Raw genomic sequence first — 14,473 nt, 5'->3', positions numbered from 1 at the left:
CATGTTGAAGACTCACGGATGAGTCCGGTTGGCGTATCGCGGCAAAGGCCGCACCATCAACCCCAGAGGAAGTGTCATGGCACAACGTGACTACAGCAGAAAGGAAGTTCTCGACATCATCGAGCAGGTTGCACAGCGCAAGGGCATCGCCAGCGAGGACTTCCTGCGCTTTGCCCACATCGAGACCGGTGGCCGCTTCAACGAACGCGCGCACAACGACAAGACCGATGCCAAGGGCCTGTTCCAGTTCCTGCCGTCGTCGGCCAAGCAGTACGGCCTGAGCGGCCACGAGTACGACCCGACCCGCAACACCGAAGCGGCAGCGGAGATGTTCAAGCGCAACCTGGTGGACATGGAAAAGCGCCATGACCGCACCGGCCACCCGTACCTGTCCGGTGATGACAAGCCGAGCGGCCTGGACCTGTATCTGGCACACCAGCAGGGTGCGGCCGGCTACGGTTCGATCCAGACCGCAATCGCCACCGGCACGTTCGGCCTGGTGCGCGACGGCCACGGCGATCCGATCGACATGCGCCCGCGCATCATGGGCCAGATCGGCGGTGACGTGGAAGCGCTGACCGGGCATACGCGCGCCGAGATGCGCACGATGAATGATCGTGACCTGGCCAGCACCTTCGCCCAGTACTACGACCGCAAGTACGACGCGATCAGCATCCCGGAAAAGAACATCGCGCCGATCACCGAGGCCCAGGCACGTCCGGCACCGGTGCAGGCCGCACCGACGCAGACCGTGACCCCGGCCGCGCAGGCCGCTGTTGCCGCCGGTGCCGCGACCATCGCCGCCACGGCTGCCGCAGCCAAGCCGGATGCACCCGGCATTTCGCTGGATGCGGCCTACAACGCCGGCGTGAAGTACGACAACGTCAAGTACGCGATCAACATCGAATCCAGCCAGTACTACCGTGGCAAGGGCGTCACCGGCAAGAACGTCGAGCAGGGCTACATCGACTGCTCCGGCTGGGTCGGCACGATGCTCAACAAGACCCAGGACGAGATCAACCAGAAGGCCGGCCATGCGGTGTTCGCCGACGCCGACAAGATCAAGCTGGGCTTCGCCGGCTCCGGCGGTATCGTGCACGAGGCCTACAAGGACTCGGGCGTGCTGCTCAAGCGCGACGACATCCTCAAGCCGGGTGCGCTGAAGGAAGGCATGGTGATCGGCCTGGATACGGCCAAGACCAAGCACGAGCACTGGAATGGCATCGACCACATCGTGATGGTGGTGCGTGACCCGAACACCGACAAGCTGCTGATCAGCCAGTCCACCGGCAAGCTGGGTGTGCACACGATGCCGGTGGAGGATTACCTCAAGCAGGTGAAGGACCACCCGAACTGGAAGCTGTTCGCCTCCGATCCGCTGCACCAGGCACGCGACCTGCTGGAAAACCGCAGCCAGACGCATGAGCAGGCGCAGGCCAAGGGCGCGACCGAGCCGAAGCCGGCGGCGCAGGAAAAGCCGCAGGCCGGCAACGAAGTGCATAAGCAGGGTGCGCACGGCGAAGGTGTGCGCAGGGCACAGGAACAGTTGGGCCACCTGGGGTATGTGGGTGCCGACGGCAAGCCGCTGGTCGAAGATGGAAAGTTCGGTCGCAACACCGAGGCTGCCGTGCGCCAGCTGCAGAAGGACAACGGCCTGGCGGTGGACGGCATCATCGGCCCGAAGACGCTGGATGCGATCAAGGACGCGCGCGAGCGCCCGCTGCTCAATGACGAGCGCCATCCGCAGAACCCGATGTACAACCAGGCCGTGAAGGGCATGGAAGGCCTGCCGGCAGGCACCTTCAAGGACCGCCATGCACTGGAGGCCGCTGCCGCCGCACTGACCAAGGAAGCGCAGGCCAGCGGCATGCAGCGCATCGACTCGGTGGTGCCCAGCACCAATGGTGAGCGCATGTTTGCCGTACAGGGTACCGCCGGCGACCCGGCCGCCTGCCGCGCGGCGGTGGACACCCGCGCTGCCAGCGAGCAGAGCATGGCGCTCAGCAGTGGCGCGGTGCACGGTGCACCGAATGTCCTGCAGCAGCAGGACGCCCAGCAGGAGCAGGTCAAGCAGGCCCAGCGCGCCATGGGCCACTGAGCCAGGCCGGGGGAGACCAGGGGAAGGGCCGCGTACTGCGGCCCTTTTCCTTTCTGGCAGCTGAGCGGCCGCGGCGCTTTCAGCCTCGCTTCATGCCGCCTGACGCTAGATGAATGCGCAAGCCGCACGGGGATCGCGCGCAATGTTCCGGCAATGTCCGGGCACCAGCGTGGTCCCTACGGCAGCAGGGGCGCCCAGCGCCCTCCCTGCCCACCGTGGCATGCACCTCACAGGAGAACCCAACATGCTCAGCACTTCCGCACTCAGCTTCCGTGGTCTGGCGATGGCCCTGGCACTTCTTGCCGGCGTGGCCGTGGTCAGTGATGCCAGCGCGATGTCGAGGAAGGACAAGCGCACCGTGGTCGGTGCCGTCGTCGGCGGCGTGGCGGGTCACCTGATCTCCAACGGCGACCCGGCCGCCACCGTCGGCGGCGCGGTTGCCGGCGGCGCCATCGGCAACCTGACCACCTCCGACCGCCATGATCGCCGCTACGACGGGCGCTATGACCGCCGTTACGATCGTGGCTACGATCGCCGTTATGACCGGGGCTACAACCGGGGTTATGGCTACGACCGCCGCGATGACCGTCGCTGGCAGCGCGAGCGCCATGACAACCGTTACTACCACGACCGCGGCCGCCATCGCGGCTGGTAAGCGTGCCGGCCGCAGGCCGCACATGATGTCCCTGACGGGCGGGTCGATGACCCGCCCGTTTGCGTCTGTGGCGTCCATGGCGTTGAATGCGCAGCCTTGGATGTTCCTTTACTCACCAGCGGCCGTGGCATGACTTCTTCCCCCCATCGCGTGCAGGGCCTCAACAACGACGAGGTCGCCGCCGACTGGCCGGCGATCGACGCGCAGGAGATCACCTGGCTGCGTGGCCACTTTCCGCAGCTGGGCGCGGACAGCACGCTGCGCTGGCACAGCCCGCGTCCGTTGTCGGCCGCGGCCATCGTCGACGGCACGCGCGGTCCGGTCTTCATCAAGCGCCACCACCACAGTGTTCGCAGCGCTGGAAGCCTGGAAGAGGAACACCGTTTCATCGCGCATCTGGCGACTGCCGGCATGCCGGTAGTGCAGGTACTGGCCAGCAACGAGGGCCGCACCGCACTCGAACACGGCCAGTGGACCTACGAACTGCATGCGGTGGGCGCCGGCATGGACCTGTATCGCGAGCTGCCGTCATGGTCACCGCTGACCGACGTCGCCCAGGCCCGCGAGGCAGGGCGCATGCTGGCCACGCTGCACCGCGCGGCAGCCGGCTACCAGGCCCCGCAACGCAGCACCCACCTGCTGGTGGCACGCGACGACCTGATCCGCGCCGATGACCCGATCGCCGCGTTGAAGGCCGACCTCGGCAACCGCCCCGGGTTGGCCCGCTACCTGGCGCGCATTCCCTGGGAAGAACAGCTGCGCCGCGACGTGCTGCCCTGGCACCACGGCCTGGCCGCGCGCCTGCAGGACGAACCACGGCTGTGGGCGCACAACGACTGGCACGTCTCCAACCTGCTGTGGAACGACGACGGCACGATTGCCACGGTGCTCGATTTCGGCCTGGCCTCACCGACCAGCGCGCTGTTCGATCTGGCCACCGCCATCGAACGCAACGCAGTGGCCTGGCTGCAACTGGAGCGCGGCACCGACGCGGTACGCATCGATATCGCCCTGGCCCTGCTGGAGGGCTACCGGCAGGAACTGCCGCTGTCGCCCACGCGCGTGCACCTGCTGGCCGACCTGCTGCCGATGGTCCATTTCGACTTCGCTCTGTCCGAAGTGGAGTACTTCGAGGGCGTCACCGGCTCCACCGCGAATGCCGACGTCGCCTGGCAGCCGTTCATGCTCGGGCATCCGGCCTGGTTCGCCACGCCCCCTGGCCAGGCCCTGCTGGCGGCCCTGCACGCCGCCGCGTAAGCCGCGAGCCACCCAACACGCTGGGTACCCAGTAGATCGACGCCATGCGTCGATGATGCGCTCGGCCGGGGTCAGATCCCTTTCCGCTGGAAAGGGATCTGACCCTGGCTGAAGGGCGGTAGCTCGCAAATCCGTACCATTTGTAGTGAAATGGTCACCTGAAGCGGGGGTGCCTGGATCTGCCAGGCTGAGAGAGTCCCTTGGAACCTGATCCGGTTTGCACCGGCGTAGGGAGCTTTGAGCCGCAGCCACACCCCCGTCATGGGCCGGTGCACCTGCGCGCCGTCGCTTCGTCTCCCTTGTTGTCTGAAGACGAATCGAATGAACCGCTGCCTGCGCCCCACCCTGCTCGCCCTTGCCCTCTGCGCCGCCCTGCCGCTGTACGCCAGCGAGGCAGGCACCGACGCCGTTGATGCTCCGCCGTCCTCGCCCACCGATCTGGCGGCAGTGCGCGTGCAGGCCGGCAAGCCGGCCACCGACACCTCGCGCGTCAACGCCTTCGGCGGCGGCTCCTGGAAGGACACGCCCGCCTCGGTGAACGTGCTGGAGCGCGACTACCTCGACCGTCGCCAGGTACGTTCGCTGTCCGAGCTGGCCAGCAATGACGCCTCGCTGGGCGATGCCTATGCGCCGGTGGGCTACTACCAGAACATCGCCATCCGCGGCTTCGCGCTGGATGCGGCCACCGGCTACCGCTTCAACGGCATGTCCATCGCCGGCGAACAGCGGTTGGCGCTGGAGAACATCCAGGAAGTGCAGATCCTGAAGGGCGAAGCCGGCCTGGCGGCGGGCGTGATGGCGCCCGGCGGCATCATCAACTACGTGGGCAAGCGCCCGGCGGAAGTGCGCACGGTCACTCTGGGCACCGATTCGGAAGGCTCGCGCTATGCCGCCGTGGATGTCGGCCACTGGCTGACCCCGCGCTTCGGCGTCCGCTTCAATGCCGCCTGGGATGCCAGTGATTCCTACGTCGAGCATGCCGACGGCCGCCGCAACTTCTATTCGCTGGCCACCGACTGGCTGATCGGCGAACACGGCAAGCTGGAAGTGGATGCCAACTACCAGACCAGCTCGCAGCGCTCGGTGTCCGGCTTCCAGCTGCTGGGCGCGCGCGACCTGCCGCGCGGCGTCGACCGCGAGCGCCTGCTCGGCTACCAGCCGTGGCAGCGGCCGGTGGACATCGCCAGCACCAACATCACCGCCCTGCACACCTACGACTTCAACGACGCCTGGCAGTCGCGGCTGTCGATCGGTCACAGCCGCTCGGTGATCGATGACAACGTCGCCTTCGCCTATGGCTGCTACTACACCGCAGGGTGCGCAGACGGCAGTGTGCCGGGCAACTATTTCGCCCCCAACGGCGACTACGACATCTACGACTACCGCAGCCCGGATGACACCCGCCGCAACCAGCAGGCGCGTGCCGAACTGCGCGGCAGCTTCGACACCGGCAGCGTCGGCCACCAGCTGAGCATCGGCGCGGACTACTTCCGCCGCACCGTCGACAAGCGCCCGAGTGTCAACGAGTACGTCGGCACCAGCAACATCCACGATGCGCAGGTGCCGGTGTTCGAGCCCTCACCGAAGATGCCGGGTGCATCGGCACGGCGCCTGGACAGCCGCCAGACCGCGTTCTTCGCACTGGACCGGATGAGCTTCGGCGATGACTGGCAGTGGCTGGCCGGTGGCCGCTTCGTGCGCCTGGACGAGCGCGCCTACGACAAGCGCGGCACGCCGCAGCGCCACAGCCGCCTGTCGCGCTTCCTGCCGCAGACCGCGCTGGTGTGGAAGGCTACTGACCAACTCAACGCCTACGCCAGCTACGTGCGCGGCATTTCGCTGGGCCAGGAAGCACCGTTCTGGACGTCCAACGCCGATACCTTCCTGCCGTCGATGCAGTCGCGGCAGCTGGAAGTGGGTGTGAAGTACGTGCCGGTGGACGCCCTCACCCTGGGTGCCGCGGTGTTCCGCACCACCCAGCCCTACCAGTACGCAAAGCCCGACGGCAGTGATGCCGGCTACACCTTCGTCGAAGAAGGCCAGCAGACCCATACCGGGCTGGAACTGACCGCCAACGGCCAGCTGACCGATGCGCTGCAGATCGTCGCCAGCGCCAGCGTGCTGCAGGCGCGCGCCCGCGACAGCGGCACCCCGGCCTATGAAGGCCATCAGCTGGTGAACGTGCCGAAGGTGCGCGCCAGCGTGCACCTGGCCTACGCGCTGCCGTTCGTTGAAGGCCTGGATGTGACCGGTGGCTGGCGCTATGCCGCCGCCAATGTCGCCCGCGCCGACGGCGGTGTGCGCGCACCGGACTACCCGGTGTTCGACGCTGGCCTGCGCTTCCAGCACCGCCTGCACGAGCGTGCCGTGACCTGGAACCTGTCGGTGGACAACCTGTTCAACCGCTTCTACTGGCGCGACACCGGCAGCAGCGGCGGTGACTACTACCTGTTCCCGGGTGCGCCGCGACAGGCTCGCCTGTCGGTGACGTTCGCACTGTGAGCGGCGTCGCGCTCGAGTGGACTGCGGCCCTCTTCAGCATCCTCGGGGTGTGGCTGATGGCAAAGCGGCGGCTGGCCGCGTGGCCGGTCGGCCTGCTGTCGGTCGCGCTGTATGGCGCAGTGTTCGCCGAGGCCAAGCTGTACTCGGACACGCTGCTGCAGGTCGCCTTCGGTGGTTTCCTGGTCTACGGCTGGATCAACTGGCGCCAGCACGCGGCCGATGAAGGCAGCATCCGCATCGTGCCGCTGGCGCGCGGCACGATGCTGCGCGACCTCGCCATCGGCCTGTGTGGCGGCGTCGCGCTTGGCGCCGGCATGCACACCTTCACCGATGCGGCGCTGCCGTGGCTGGACGCGATGCTGACCGCGCTGAGCCTGGTCGGACAGTGGTGGCAGGCACGCCGACACGCCGCCTGCTGGTGGGTGTGGATCGTGGTGGACGTGGTCTACGTGGGCGCGTACCTGTTCAAGTCGCTGCACGTGACTGCTGCGTTGTACGTGTTCTTCCTGGGCCTGGCGCTGTTCGGGCTGCGGGCGTGGCGTGCCGCCGCACGGGAACCGCAGTTGGCAACGCGGTAGCGCCACGCCATGCGTGGCTGGCGGGCCCGGTAGACGCCAACCTTGGTTGGCGCGCTCCCGCCGACCAAGGTCGGCATCCATCAGGCTCATCCACGCATGGCGTGGATCTACCGGGGTTGCAGTACCAGCCCCAAGCGCAGCGGCTGGCGCAGGTCCTTCGGCGGCGCCGCCGGCAACGCCGTGGCCTGCAGCGTCGCGCGCAGATCGGCATCCACCTGGACATCACCCAGGCTGTCGAATTCCAGTTTGGAGATCGCGCCATCGCGGGCGATCCACACGCTCACCACCAACGGCGCCGGCGTATCGGGATGCTCCTGCAGCCAGGCCAGCAGGCGCTGGGCGCGTGGATCCTGTTCCTGCTGCAGGCGCTGCTGCAGTTCGCCGCTGACGGAGGCGGCATAGGCCATCCAATGCGCAGGCGCGTCCTGTGCGGACACGCTGGCGCTGCCCAGCGCCAGCAGGCCCAGCAACCATGCCAACGGGCGCCAGCCACGGCGCGTGCTGCGCCTGTTGCCTGCAGAAACCATCACCCACGCCTCCACTGCCGTCCAACGCATCATGGTCGGCGCTGTAGATGACAGGCAGATGGCGGACGCCGCAGTAGAGCCACGCCATGCGTGGCCGTTCTGGGCAACCGGTTGATCCATCCACGCATGGCGTGGATCTACCTGGCTGCCCCACCCGGCGTGATCAGTCGCCCAGGTCGGCCAGCACCTTGCGCGAGGGGGCGAAGAAGGTGACGCCGGTGGTCGCGGTGGAGAAATCGAGGATGCGGTCGTGCAGCGGCGCGGGATTGCCGATGAACATCCGTTCCAGCATCTGCTCGATCACCCACAGCCGACGCGTGTAGCCGATGAAATAGGTGCCGTACTCGCCGCGCCCCGGATTGGCGAACGGCATGTTGTCGCGCAGGATCTCGTGCTCGCCGTCGGCATCCTCGATGGTGCACAGCGTCTTGTGCGACTTCTGCGCGTCGGCCGGCGCGTCGTCCAGTTCGATGTTGTCGTGCTTGGTGCGGCCGATGATCGCTTCCTGCGCTTCGGTCTTCTGCGCACGCCAGGCATCGAGGTTGTGCAGGTACTTCTGCACCACCACGTAGCTGCCACCGGCATGGTCGGGATCCTCGTCGCCGACGATGGTCGCCGCCGGCAGCGACAGTCCCTCAGGGTTGGCGGTGCCGTCGACGAAATCGAGCAGGTCGCGGCCGTCGAAGTAGCGAAAACCGGCCACGTCATCCACCGCTTCCACGGCATCACCAAAGGCCAGCAGCAGGTTCTTCTCGAACGCCACGATCAGGTCCATCGTGCGTGCACGGATGTGGTACAGCAGGTCGCCCGGCGTGGAGACTGCCGTGTGGGTCGCACCCTTCACTTCCTGGAACGGCTTCAACTCGCGCGGCGGCGTGCTGCCCACCAGCGGCGCCCACACGCGGTGGCCGATGGCCACGTTGCAGGTGAAGGTGCGCTCGATCTCGCGGATGGCGGTGTTCTTGATCAGGTCATCGGTGCTGGCCAGCACCTCGCGCACTTTCGCCAGCGACGCTTCATCGTCCTTCACCGTCAGCACCAGGAACGCGGCCGAATGGGTCAGCGGCGCGGTGATCTGCTGCGGCTCGTTGTCGAGCGTGTGGTTGAGGGCGGTGATGGGGGCGGGCTGGGCGTTCACGGCAGTTCCTGCTGGCTTGAGGCGGGCACATCGCATGCGGCGATGTGCGGGCGATCATAGCGGAACGGCCTTGCCGGCGACGGAGCGGTTCTCAGTTCGCGGCGAGCGTGAGCCATTCGTTGGCGAGCGCGCGTGCCCGCTGTTCGCTGTCGGTGATCGAATGCTCCGGCTGCTGCAGCCACCACTCTCCCTGCCATTGCGGCAGCATGTGTCCGCGCAGGAAACGCTGGACGCGGAAGCTCTGCCCGACAGCATGGATGCAGACCAGCCGGATGCCGTCCTGGGAGACAACAGCGTCCAGCAGTTGCCAGCCATCCGCCGCATCGCGCAGCAGATGCGCCCCGGCGATTTCGATCACGTCCATGCTGTGCCACTACGCCGTGGTCACGGTGAACTGTTGCGGCGTGCGCCACGCAACCCGGAGGTAGGCGCCCTGCAGCAAGCCGCCATCGCGAAAGTGTTCGAACACGTCGGCCGGGCACCACTCCCTGCCCGCCGAGAAGGCTACGCCGAGGTCACGCAGACGGATGAAGACGATGGCCTTGGCTGCGTCGTCGGCGACCGGCAGGGTGAGGGTGTCTGCCTCGCCAGCGGTGAAGCCCAGCGCCTGCAGCGAGGTCCGCGGGCGGCCGTTCAACAACATCACCTTGATGCAGTTGCCGTCGGCCTGCCTCACGTAGGCGTCGATGTGCGTTTCCATTGGCCGATTGTAGAGGCAGCGCGCGCCCAGAGGCATCGCGCTGCTGACCGCACATCAGGTGGCATCGCTCCACACCGCCAGCACATAGCCGTCCAGATCGCGGAAGTGGAAGCGACGGCCACCGGGGAAAGCAAACACGTCCTGCACGATCTCACCGCCGGCGGCGAGGATGCGCTGCTGTGCCTCTGCCAGATCCGAACAGTAGAGAATCACCAGCGCGCCTCCCGTGGCTGTCACCGCCTCGTCAGCGACGAAACCCCCTTTGAGGCGGCCATCATCGAACTCGGTGTAGGCCGGGCCGTAGTCGGTGAAAGACCAGCCGAAGACCTGCCCATAGAACTGCTTGCTGCGGGCGATGTCGGCGACGTTGAATTCGATGTTGTCGATGCAGCGTTCGGCAGCGGTGGTCTCTGCGTGGCTCATGGTGCGGCTCCGTGGTTGGAGCGCACAGCATCGGTCAGCGTTGGGCTGCGGTCTTGAACGAAACGGCCATCAACGCCCCCACTCCTGGCGCAGCGCACTGGCGGTCAGGCCGGACAGCTCGCGGGCCTCGCGGCTGAGATGCGCCTGATCGGCATAGCCTGCCTCTGCGGCCAGCATCGCCAGGCTGTGCGCGGGCTGCGCCTGGCTGCAGCGCAGGAACCGTTGCAGGCGCAGGATCCGCTCCAGCGACTTTGCACCGTAACCGAACTGCGCCTGGCTGAAGCGACGCAGCGTGCGCGGGCTCATCGCCAAGTGGGTGGCGAGTACATCGATGCTGACGTCGCCCTTGGCAGCGTGCGCGAACAGCACATGCGCACGTTTCGTGTGTTCGTCCACCACGGCCGCGGTCATGTTCTGTTGCAGGCAATCGGCCAGGCGTTGCAGGCGCTGCTCAGGCGCGGCATCACCAATCGAGGCCGCAACCTGCGTTGCCCATCGGGCATTGAATTCAACAAGAGGCACGGCTTGGCCGACGATGTCGGACAAGTCGATGCCGAGCGCAGCCGATGCCTGCCCTGGCCGGAAACGCGCGCCCAGCACCTGCGCACCGGGCGCCAGCTCCGGATGTGCGGCGGTACGGTCGGGACCTACCACGAACAACGCGCCATCACGCCAGAGGATATCCACACAGCCATCCGGCAGCACGGTGATGCTGCCGCTGGCGTCGGCCGACAACTGGCTCTGCCAGAGCTGGCCGAACTGGCCACGCAGCGGCATGGGCGCCAGGTGTTCCTGGTAGGCCGTGCCGGTGCCAGCGAGAGTGGAAGGTTCGCCCATGCCCCATTGTGGCAAAGCGAAACCGGAAAAAGAGAAGCCCAGCACGAGGCCGGGCTTCACTGGCGTATGGGAGAGAGGTCACACGCCAGTTATACGCACTAACGACAGGCGTTTGTTACCAGCTGAAGCGCGGGCCCACGAACCACTCGCGGTCGCCGGCCTTGGCCAGCTTCACTTCGCCACTCAGGCCCCAGTTCTGGTTGAACTTGGCGGTGGCGCCGACGCGGCCGTAGAACTCGCCGTCCGGGTTGATACCGTGCTTCTTGCTGTAATCCTCGTAACCGGCCAGCGCATAGCCTTCCAGGTACGGGTTGAACGCGGTGCGCACGCCCACTTCAGTGGAGTAGCCGTTGAAGTCCAGGCCGTGCTTCATATCAAACTTCTGGTACGCAACACGAGCCACCAGGTCGGTGTTCGGTGCGATGCCGTAGTTGTAGCCGGCACCGATGCGCCACTGGGCGACATCGTTCTTGAAGGTGTCGGTTTCCTGCTTGCTGTAATCACCGAAGACGTGGAAGTTCGGGTGCACGGCAACCGAGCCCTTCACGCCCCAGCCATCAGCGTCGCCGCCCTTGGCATCGGTGTTCACATAGCCGCCTTCAACGTAGTTGTACGACAGACCATCGGCAGCCGATGCGGCGAACGGCAGCGCGGCCAACAAACCCAGGGCAAGCAGCGAATTCTTGATCATCGGGATACACCTTTAATTATTTTGGTTTCGTCGAACGCCCCTCGGGAGGGGAGGGATAAGGGGCGTTCGACAGGTGTGAATTATCCGTTTGTTGATGAAATCAGCCCTGAATATTGAACTGACCGGTACATGAATGAGGTTCCTGTTCAGGGAACTCTCGATACGTCATGTAGTAGCCCGCCGGGCGCAGGACGAAGGGCATGACCGCTTCGTGCATCTGATCGACGAGGAGAACTGCACGTGTAGCAGTGAGGTGCGGGCGTCGATGTTGCGCGACGCTCATCTGCGCCCATTCATTAGGACAGCGTGAGCCCACTTCATCCTGATGAATTGGCAGTATCGAAGCGGCGCAAGGGCATCGACCGATGCAGCACAGCGTGCGTGTTCCCGCTTGTTAAGGTTGGCTGCCTGCCGCACCTTCACAGCCCATCCACGTCTTCCAACTGCAGCTGAAAGCACTTCGCAGCGGCGGGAACAAACGCCGCTATATTCCAGACTCCCCAGACGAAGGAGGGAGTGGAATGTTCCTGACCAAGCAGCACATCAACGCGGCACGTGCCGTCACCGTAGCCATCGTTGCTACCGTAAGCCTCGGTGCTTGCGCCACCTACAAAGACGAATTTGCGACGATCAACTCGCGTCTCGATCAGCTCGACGTGAAGGTGCAGGGCGCGGCGCAGAGCGCCGAATCCGCCAACCAGTCCGCACAGCAGGCCAACCAGCGTCTGGATCAGATTGAAGGCCGCGTCCAGCAGCTCGAAAGGGTCCCGGGCCGCAAGCCGCGCGGGTAACCGCTCTCCCACCCACTTTGATGAACGCTTGAACCAGACACCAGTGGCCTTCACCGGCCACTGGTGTCTTTCAGCCTCCCGGTCTTGATCCGAAGGAGCCGACCCATTCGTACGTACTCATTCCCTGCACGCCGGGCCGTGTCGGCCGCGCTGACCATCGCGCTGGCATTGGCAGGCACCAGCGTGGCCAGTGCCAAGAATGGCAAGGAAGCAAAAGAAGCACCTGCCGCAGAAGCGGCGAACGCCGCCGATGAACTTCCGCAGGGCCAGGAAGTATCCGAGACCGTGATTGCACTGGCCGGCTGGGTCGTCGCCAGCAAGGACAACCAGGGCTATCCGTTCGCGATCATGGACAAGGCCGCTGCACAGGTCCTGGTCTTCGGCGGTGACGGCAAGCTGCGTGGCGCGGCGCCAGCATTGTTTGGTTCGGCCATCGGCGATCACTCGGCGCCCGGCGTCGCCAAGCTCGCGCTGAGCGCGATTCCAGGCCACGACCGCACCACCCCGGCCGGCCGTTTCATTGGCGGCTATGGGCCGTCCGAGGACGCCGGACGCGTGCTGTGGGTAGACTACGATTCCGCCGTGTCGATGCACCCGCTCCCCCCGGGCACCCCGAAAGAGAAGCGCAGCGAACGACTGGCATCCGCCACGCCGGACGACAACCGTGTCACCCACGGCTGCATCAACGTCTCGCCCGGGTTCTACGAGCAGATCGTGCATTCCACGTTCGAGAAGGGCGGCGTGTTCTACGTGCTGCCGGACAAGGACTCGATCGAGGAAACGTTCCCGGAGTTCGCGCAGAGTCGCGCGGCTGCGAAGGGCGACGATGAGAAGGACGCACGCCACGCCCGCAAATGAAGCGCGGCGGTGAAGGCTGAGGAAGCAGTCGCGTCAGACCGCAGCGAGGAGTGCTTCTTTACGGAAGCTCCAGCCTGGGCATCTTGAACGTGAACAAGGTGCCGGTGGCGGCGCTGGACTCCACCTCCAGCGTGCCGCCATGAGCGCGCGCAATCTCCGACGCAATGTAGATGCCGAGGCCGAGGCCGGGCCGTGGCTGCTCACTCTTCTCGCGAGAGAACGGACTGAATATGGCCTCCATCCTCTCTGATGGAATGTGTCCGTCGTTGTGTACGTCGAGCGCAAGCATTTCGGGCGTGGCGTTGACGGTCAGCGCAATTGGCGACGAGCGCACTCCGTGTTCGGCTGCATTGGTGAGCAGGTTGGCCAGGAGCTGCGCCAATCTGCTCGGATCACAGACCACGTTGTCGTCCATCTGCATGCGGACCTTGATCTCCTGGCGGCCAGTGGCGATGGCCACCTCTTCCACAACCTTTTTCAGGTCTTCTTCCAGCGTGCTGGTCAGCTGCAGCGCGATGGGAATGCCGCCACCCAGGCGCCCCCTGGCGAAATCAAGCACGTCGTTGATCAGTCCATCCATTCTGGCAACGCCCGAGGCGATGTGCGCGAGCATTCGTTGCTGACGCTCAGCGTTCAGCTCACATGCCAGCGAATCCGCAGCCATGCTGATTGCCTGCAGAGGGCTGCGCAGGTCATGACCCAGCACGGCAATGAACTGGTCGCGCAGGTCGGCGACGCGGTGCGCGTCGGAGAGCGCAGTTTCCGCTCGCTCGAGGCGATCTTCCTTGTCGAGGTAGCTTCCTACCAGATCGGCCAGCAGCTCCATCGATCTCTGCACGTGGGCGACGTCGAAGTTGGCCGGTGCCGAATCAATCGCGCAGAGCGTGCCGAAGAAGCTCCCGTCTGGCCGATGGATGGGAACGGACGCATAACTCTCGAGCCCGTATATCCGCGGCGTGTGATGCGTGGAGTAAACCGGGTGCTTGCTCGCATGCGCAAATACCACCGACGTCGCCGACTGCCTGATTTCATCGCAGATGGTTGTCTCGAGCACCAGTTGGCCACCGGGAACCAGCCCAAACCCCAGGGTGTCGAACGTGGCGCACGCGGTCCAGGTGGTCTGGGTCACGCGGGCAATGGCCGTGAATCGTGAGCCCGTGATGTGGGCTACGGTCTCCAGGATGCGCGGCACGGCCTGGATTCGACCAATCTCGGCGATGTCGTCCAGCAGATGGGGGTCCGTCAGCTTCTGCATGGTCGTTCGTCCGATGGGCAGCGCATCATCCCATGGAACCCGGGCGAAGGCTGATGCGAGGGCGATTGCCGCCTTTTCAGGCCAAGCCGTGGCGGGCCCTGGGTCGAATACCCGGATCTGCCAGGCCAATCCATGGGTTGGCACGGGCATGGGGGACGCAGGC

The 14,473-nt window shown here is 65.8% G+C and carries 15 protein-coding genes and 1 riboswitch; of the genes, 7 read left to right on the top strand and 8 right to left on the bottom strand.

Translation table 11 applies throughout. The features are described 5' to 3' along the window. The first annotated feature begins 76 nt into the window (after positions 1-76). The 5 genes from CR919_RS07935 (at position 77) to pnuC (ending at position 7,090) form a co-directional block, all read left to right on the top strand. Positions 77-2,098, top strand: a complete 2,022-nt coding sequence (locus CR919_RS07935) for a peptidoglycan-binding protein (RefSeq protein WP_099819549.1) — start codon at positions 77-79, stop codon at positions 2,096-2,098. Between the two features lie 244 nt (positions 2,099-2,342). Continuing rightward, positions 2,343-2,753 carry a glycine zipper 2TM domain-containing protein gene (locus tag CR919_RS07930; RefSeq protein ID WP_059063181.1) on the top strand — a complete coding sequence of 137 codons (411 nt, stop codon included), beginning with the start codon at positions 2,343-2,345 and terminating at the stop codon, positions 2,751-2,753. Positions 2,754-2,882: 129 nt separating this feature from the next. Then, a complete protein-coding gene (locus tag CR919_RS07925) occupies positions 2,883-4,010 on the top strand; it encodes a phosphotransferase (protein ID WP_099819548.1) in 1,128 nt (375 codons plus the stop codon). A 155-nt stretch (positions 4,011-4,165) separates the two neighbouring features. After that, a riboswitch (TPP riboswitch) is annotated at positions 4,166-4,261 on the top strand. A gap of 70 nt (positions 4,262-4,331) precedes the next feature. Beyond that, positions 4,332-6,512 carry a TonB-dependent siderophore receptor gene (locus CR919_RS07920; RefSeq protein WP_099819547.1) on the top strand — a complete coding sequence of 727 codons (2,181 nt, stop codon included), beginning with the start codon at positions 4,332-4,334 and terminating at the stop codon, positions 6,510-6,512. Further along, entirely contained in the window at positions 6,509-7,090 is a 582-nt protein-coding gene (gene pnuC, locus CR919_RS07915; RefSeq protein WP_099819546.1) for a nicotinamide riboside transporter PnuC, read from the top strand. Before CR919_RS07920 ends, pnuC begins: the two co-directional genes overlap by 4 nt. A gap of 107 nt (positions 7,091-7,197) precedes the next feature. On the opposite strand, the gene CR919_RS07910 is transcribed toward pnuC, so the two are convergent. From CR919_RS07910 to CR919_RS07880, 7 genes are all read right to left on the bottom strand, one after another. Further along, a complete protein-coding gene (locus CR919_RS07910) occupies positions 7,198-7,617 on the bottom strand; it encodes a hypothetical protein (protein ID WP_099819545.1) in 420 nt (139 codons plus the stop codon). 163 nt (positions 7,618-7,780) lie between these two features. Continuing rightward, a complete protein-coding gene (locus CR919_RS07905; protein WP_099819544.1) occupies positions 7,781-8,755 on the bottom strand; it encodes a Dyp-type peroxidase in 975 nt (324 codons plus the stop codon). 91 nt (positions 8,756-8,846) lie between these two features. After that, positions 8,847-9,119, bottom strand: coding sequence for a hypothetical protein (locus CR919_RS07900; RefSeq protein WP_099819543.1), 273 nt, complete (start codon positions 9,117-9,119; stop codon positions 8,847-8,849). 9 nt (positions 9,120-9,128) lie between these two features. Further along, positions 9,129-9,455 (bottom strand): hypothetical protein, encoded by a 327-nt coding sequence (locus tag CR919_RS07895; RefSeq protein ID WP_099819542.1) that lies wholly within the window; start codon positions 9,453-9,455, stop codon positions 9,129-9,131. A gap of 54 nt (positions 9,456-9,509) precedes the next feature. Next, positions 9,510-9,878 (bottom strand): VOC family protein, encoded by a 369-nt coding sequence (locus CR919_RS07890; RefSeq protein ID WP_099819541.1) that lies wholly within the window; start codon positions 9,876-9,878, stop codon positions 9,510-9,512. A gap of 69 nt (positions 9,879-9,947) precedes the next feature. After that, positions 9,948-10,715, bottom strand: coding sequence for a helix-turn-helix domain-containing protein (locus CR919_RS07885; RefSeq protein WP_099819540.1), 768 nt, complete (start codon positions 10,713-10,715; stop codon positions 9,948-9,950). Between the two features lie 115 nt (positions 10,716-10,830). Continuing rightward, a complete protein-coding gene (locus tag CR919_RS07880; protein WP_176022450.1) occupies positions 10,831-11,403 on the bottom strand; it encodes an Ax21 family protein in 573 nt (190 codons plus the stop codon). Between the two features lie 524 nt (positions 11,404-11,927). Between CR919_RS07880 and CR919_RS07875 the strand changes: the two genes are divergently transcribed. Both CR919_RS07875 and CR919_RS07870 read left to right on the top strand, forming a co-directional pair. Beyond that, on the top strand, positions 11,928-12,197 hold the full coding sequence (locus CR919_RS07875; RefSeq protein ID WP_099819538.1) for a hypothetical protein: 270 nt from the start codon (positions 11,928-11,930) through the stop codon (positions 12,195-12,197). 156 nt (positions 12,198-12,353) lie between these two features. After that, positions 12,354-13,055 carry a hypothetical protein gene (locus tag CR919_RS07870; protein WP_099819682.1) on the top strand — a complete coding sequence of 234 codons (702 nt, stop codon included), beginning with the start codon at positions 12,354-12,356 and terminating at the stop codon, positions 13,053-13,055. A 58-nt stretch (positions 13,056-13,113) separates the two neighbouring features. On the opposite strand, the gene CR919_RS07865 is transcribed toward CR919_RS07870, so the two are convergent. Continuing rightward, positions 13,114-14,310 carry an ATP-binding protein gene (locus CR919_RS07865; RefSeq protein ID WP_099819537.1) on the bottom strand — a complete coding sequence of 399 codons (1,197 nt, stop codon included), beginning with the start codon at positions 14,308-14,310 and terminating at the stop codon, positions 13,114-13,116. Between the last annotated feature and the right edge of the window lie 163 nt (positions 14,311-14,473).

Origin of the sequence: Stenotrophomonas sp. LMG 10879 (genome assembly GCF_002750935.1) — a bacterium.
GTDB classification, from domain to species: Bacteria; Pseudomonadota; Gammaproteobacteria; order Xanthomonadales; family Xanthomonadaceae; genus Stenotrophomonas; species Stenotrophomonas lactitubi_B.
Note: the sequence above shows the minus strand (reverse complement) of the source record. Positions and strands in the feature narration are given on the sequence as shown.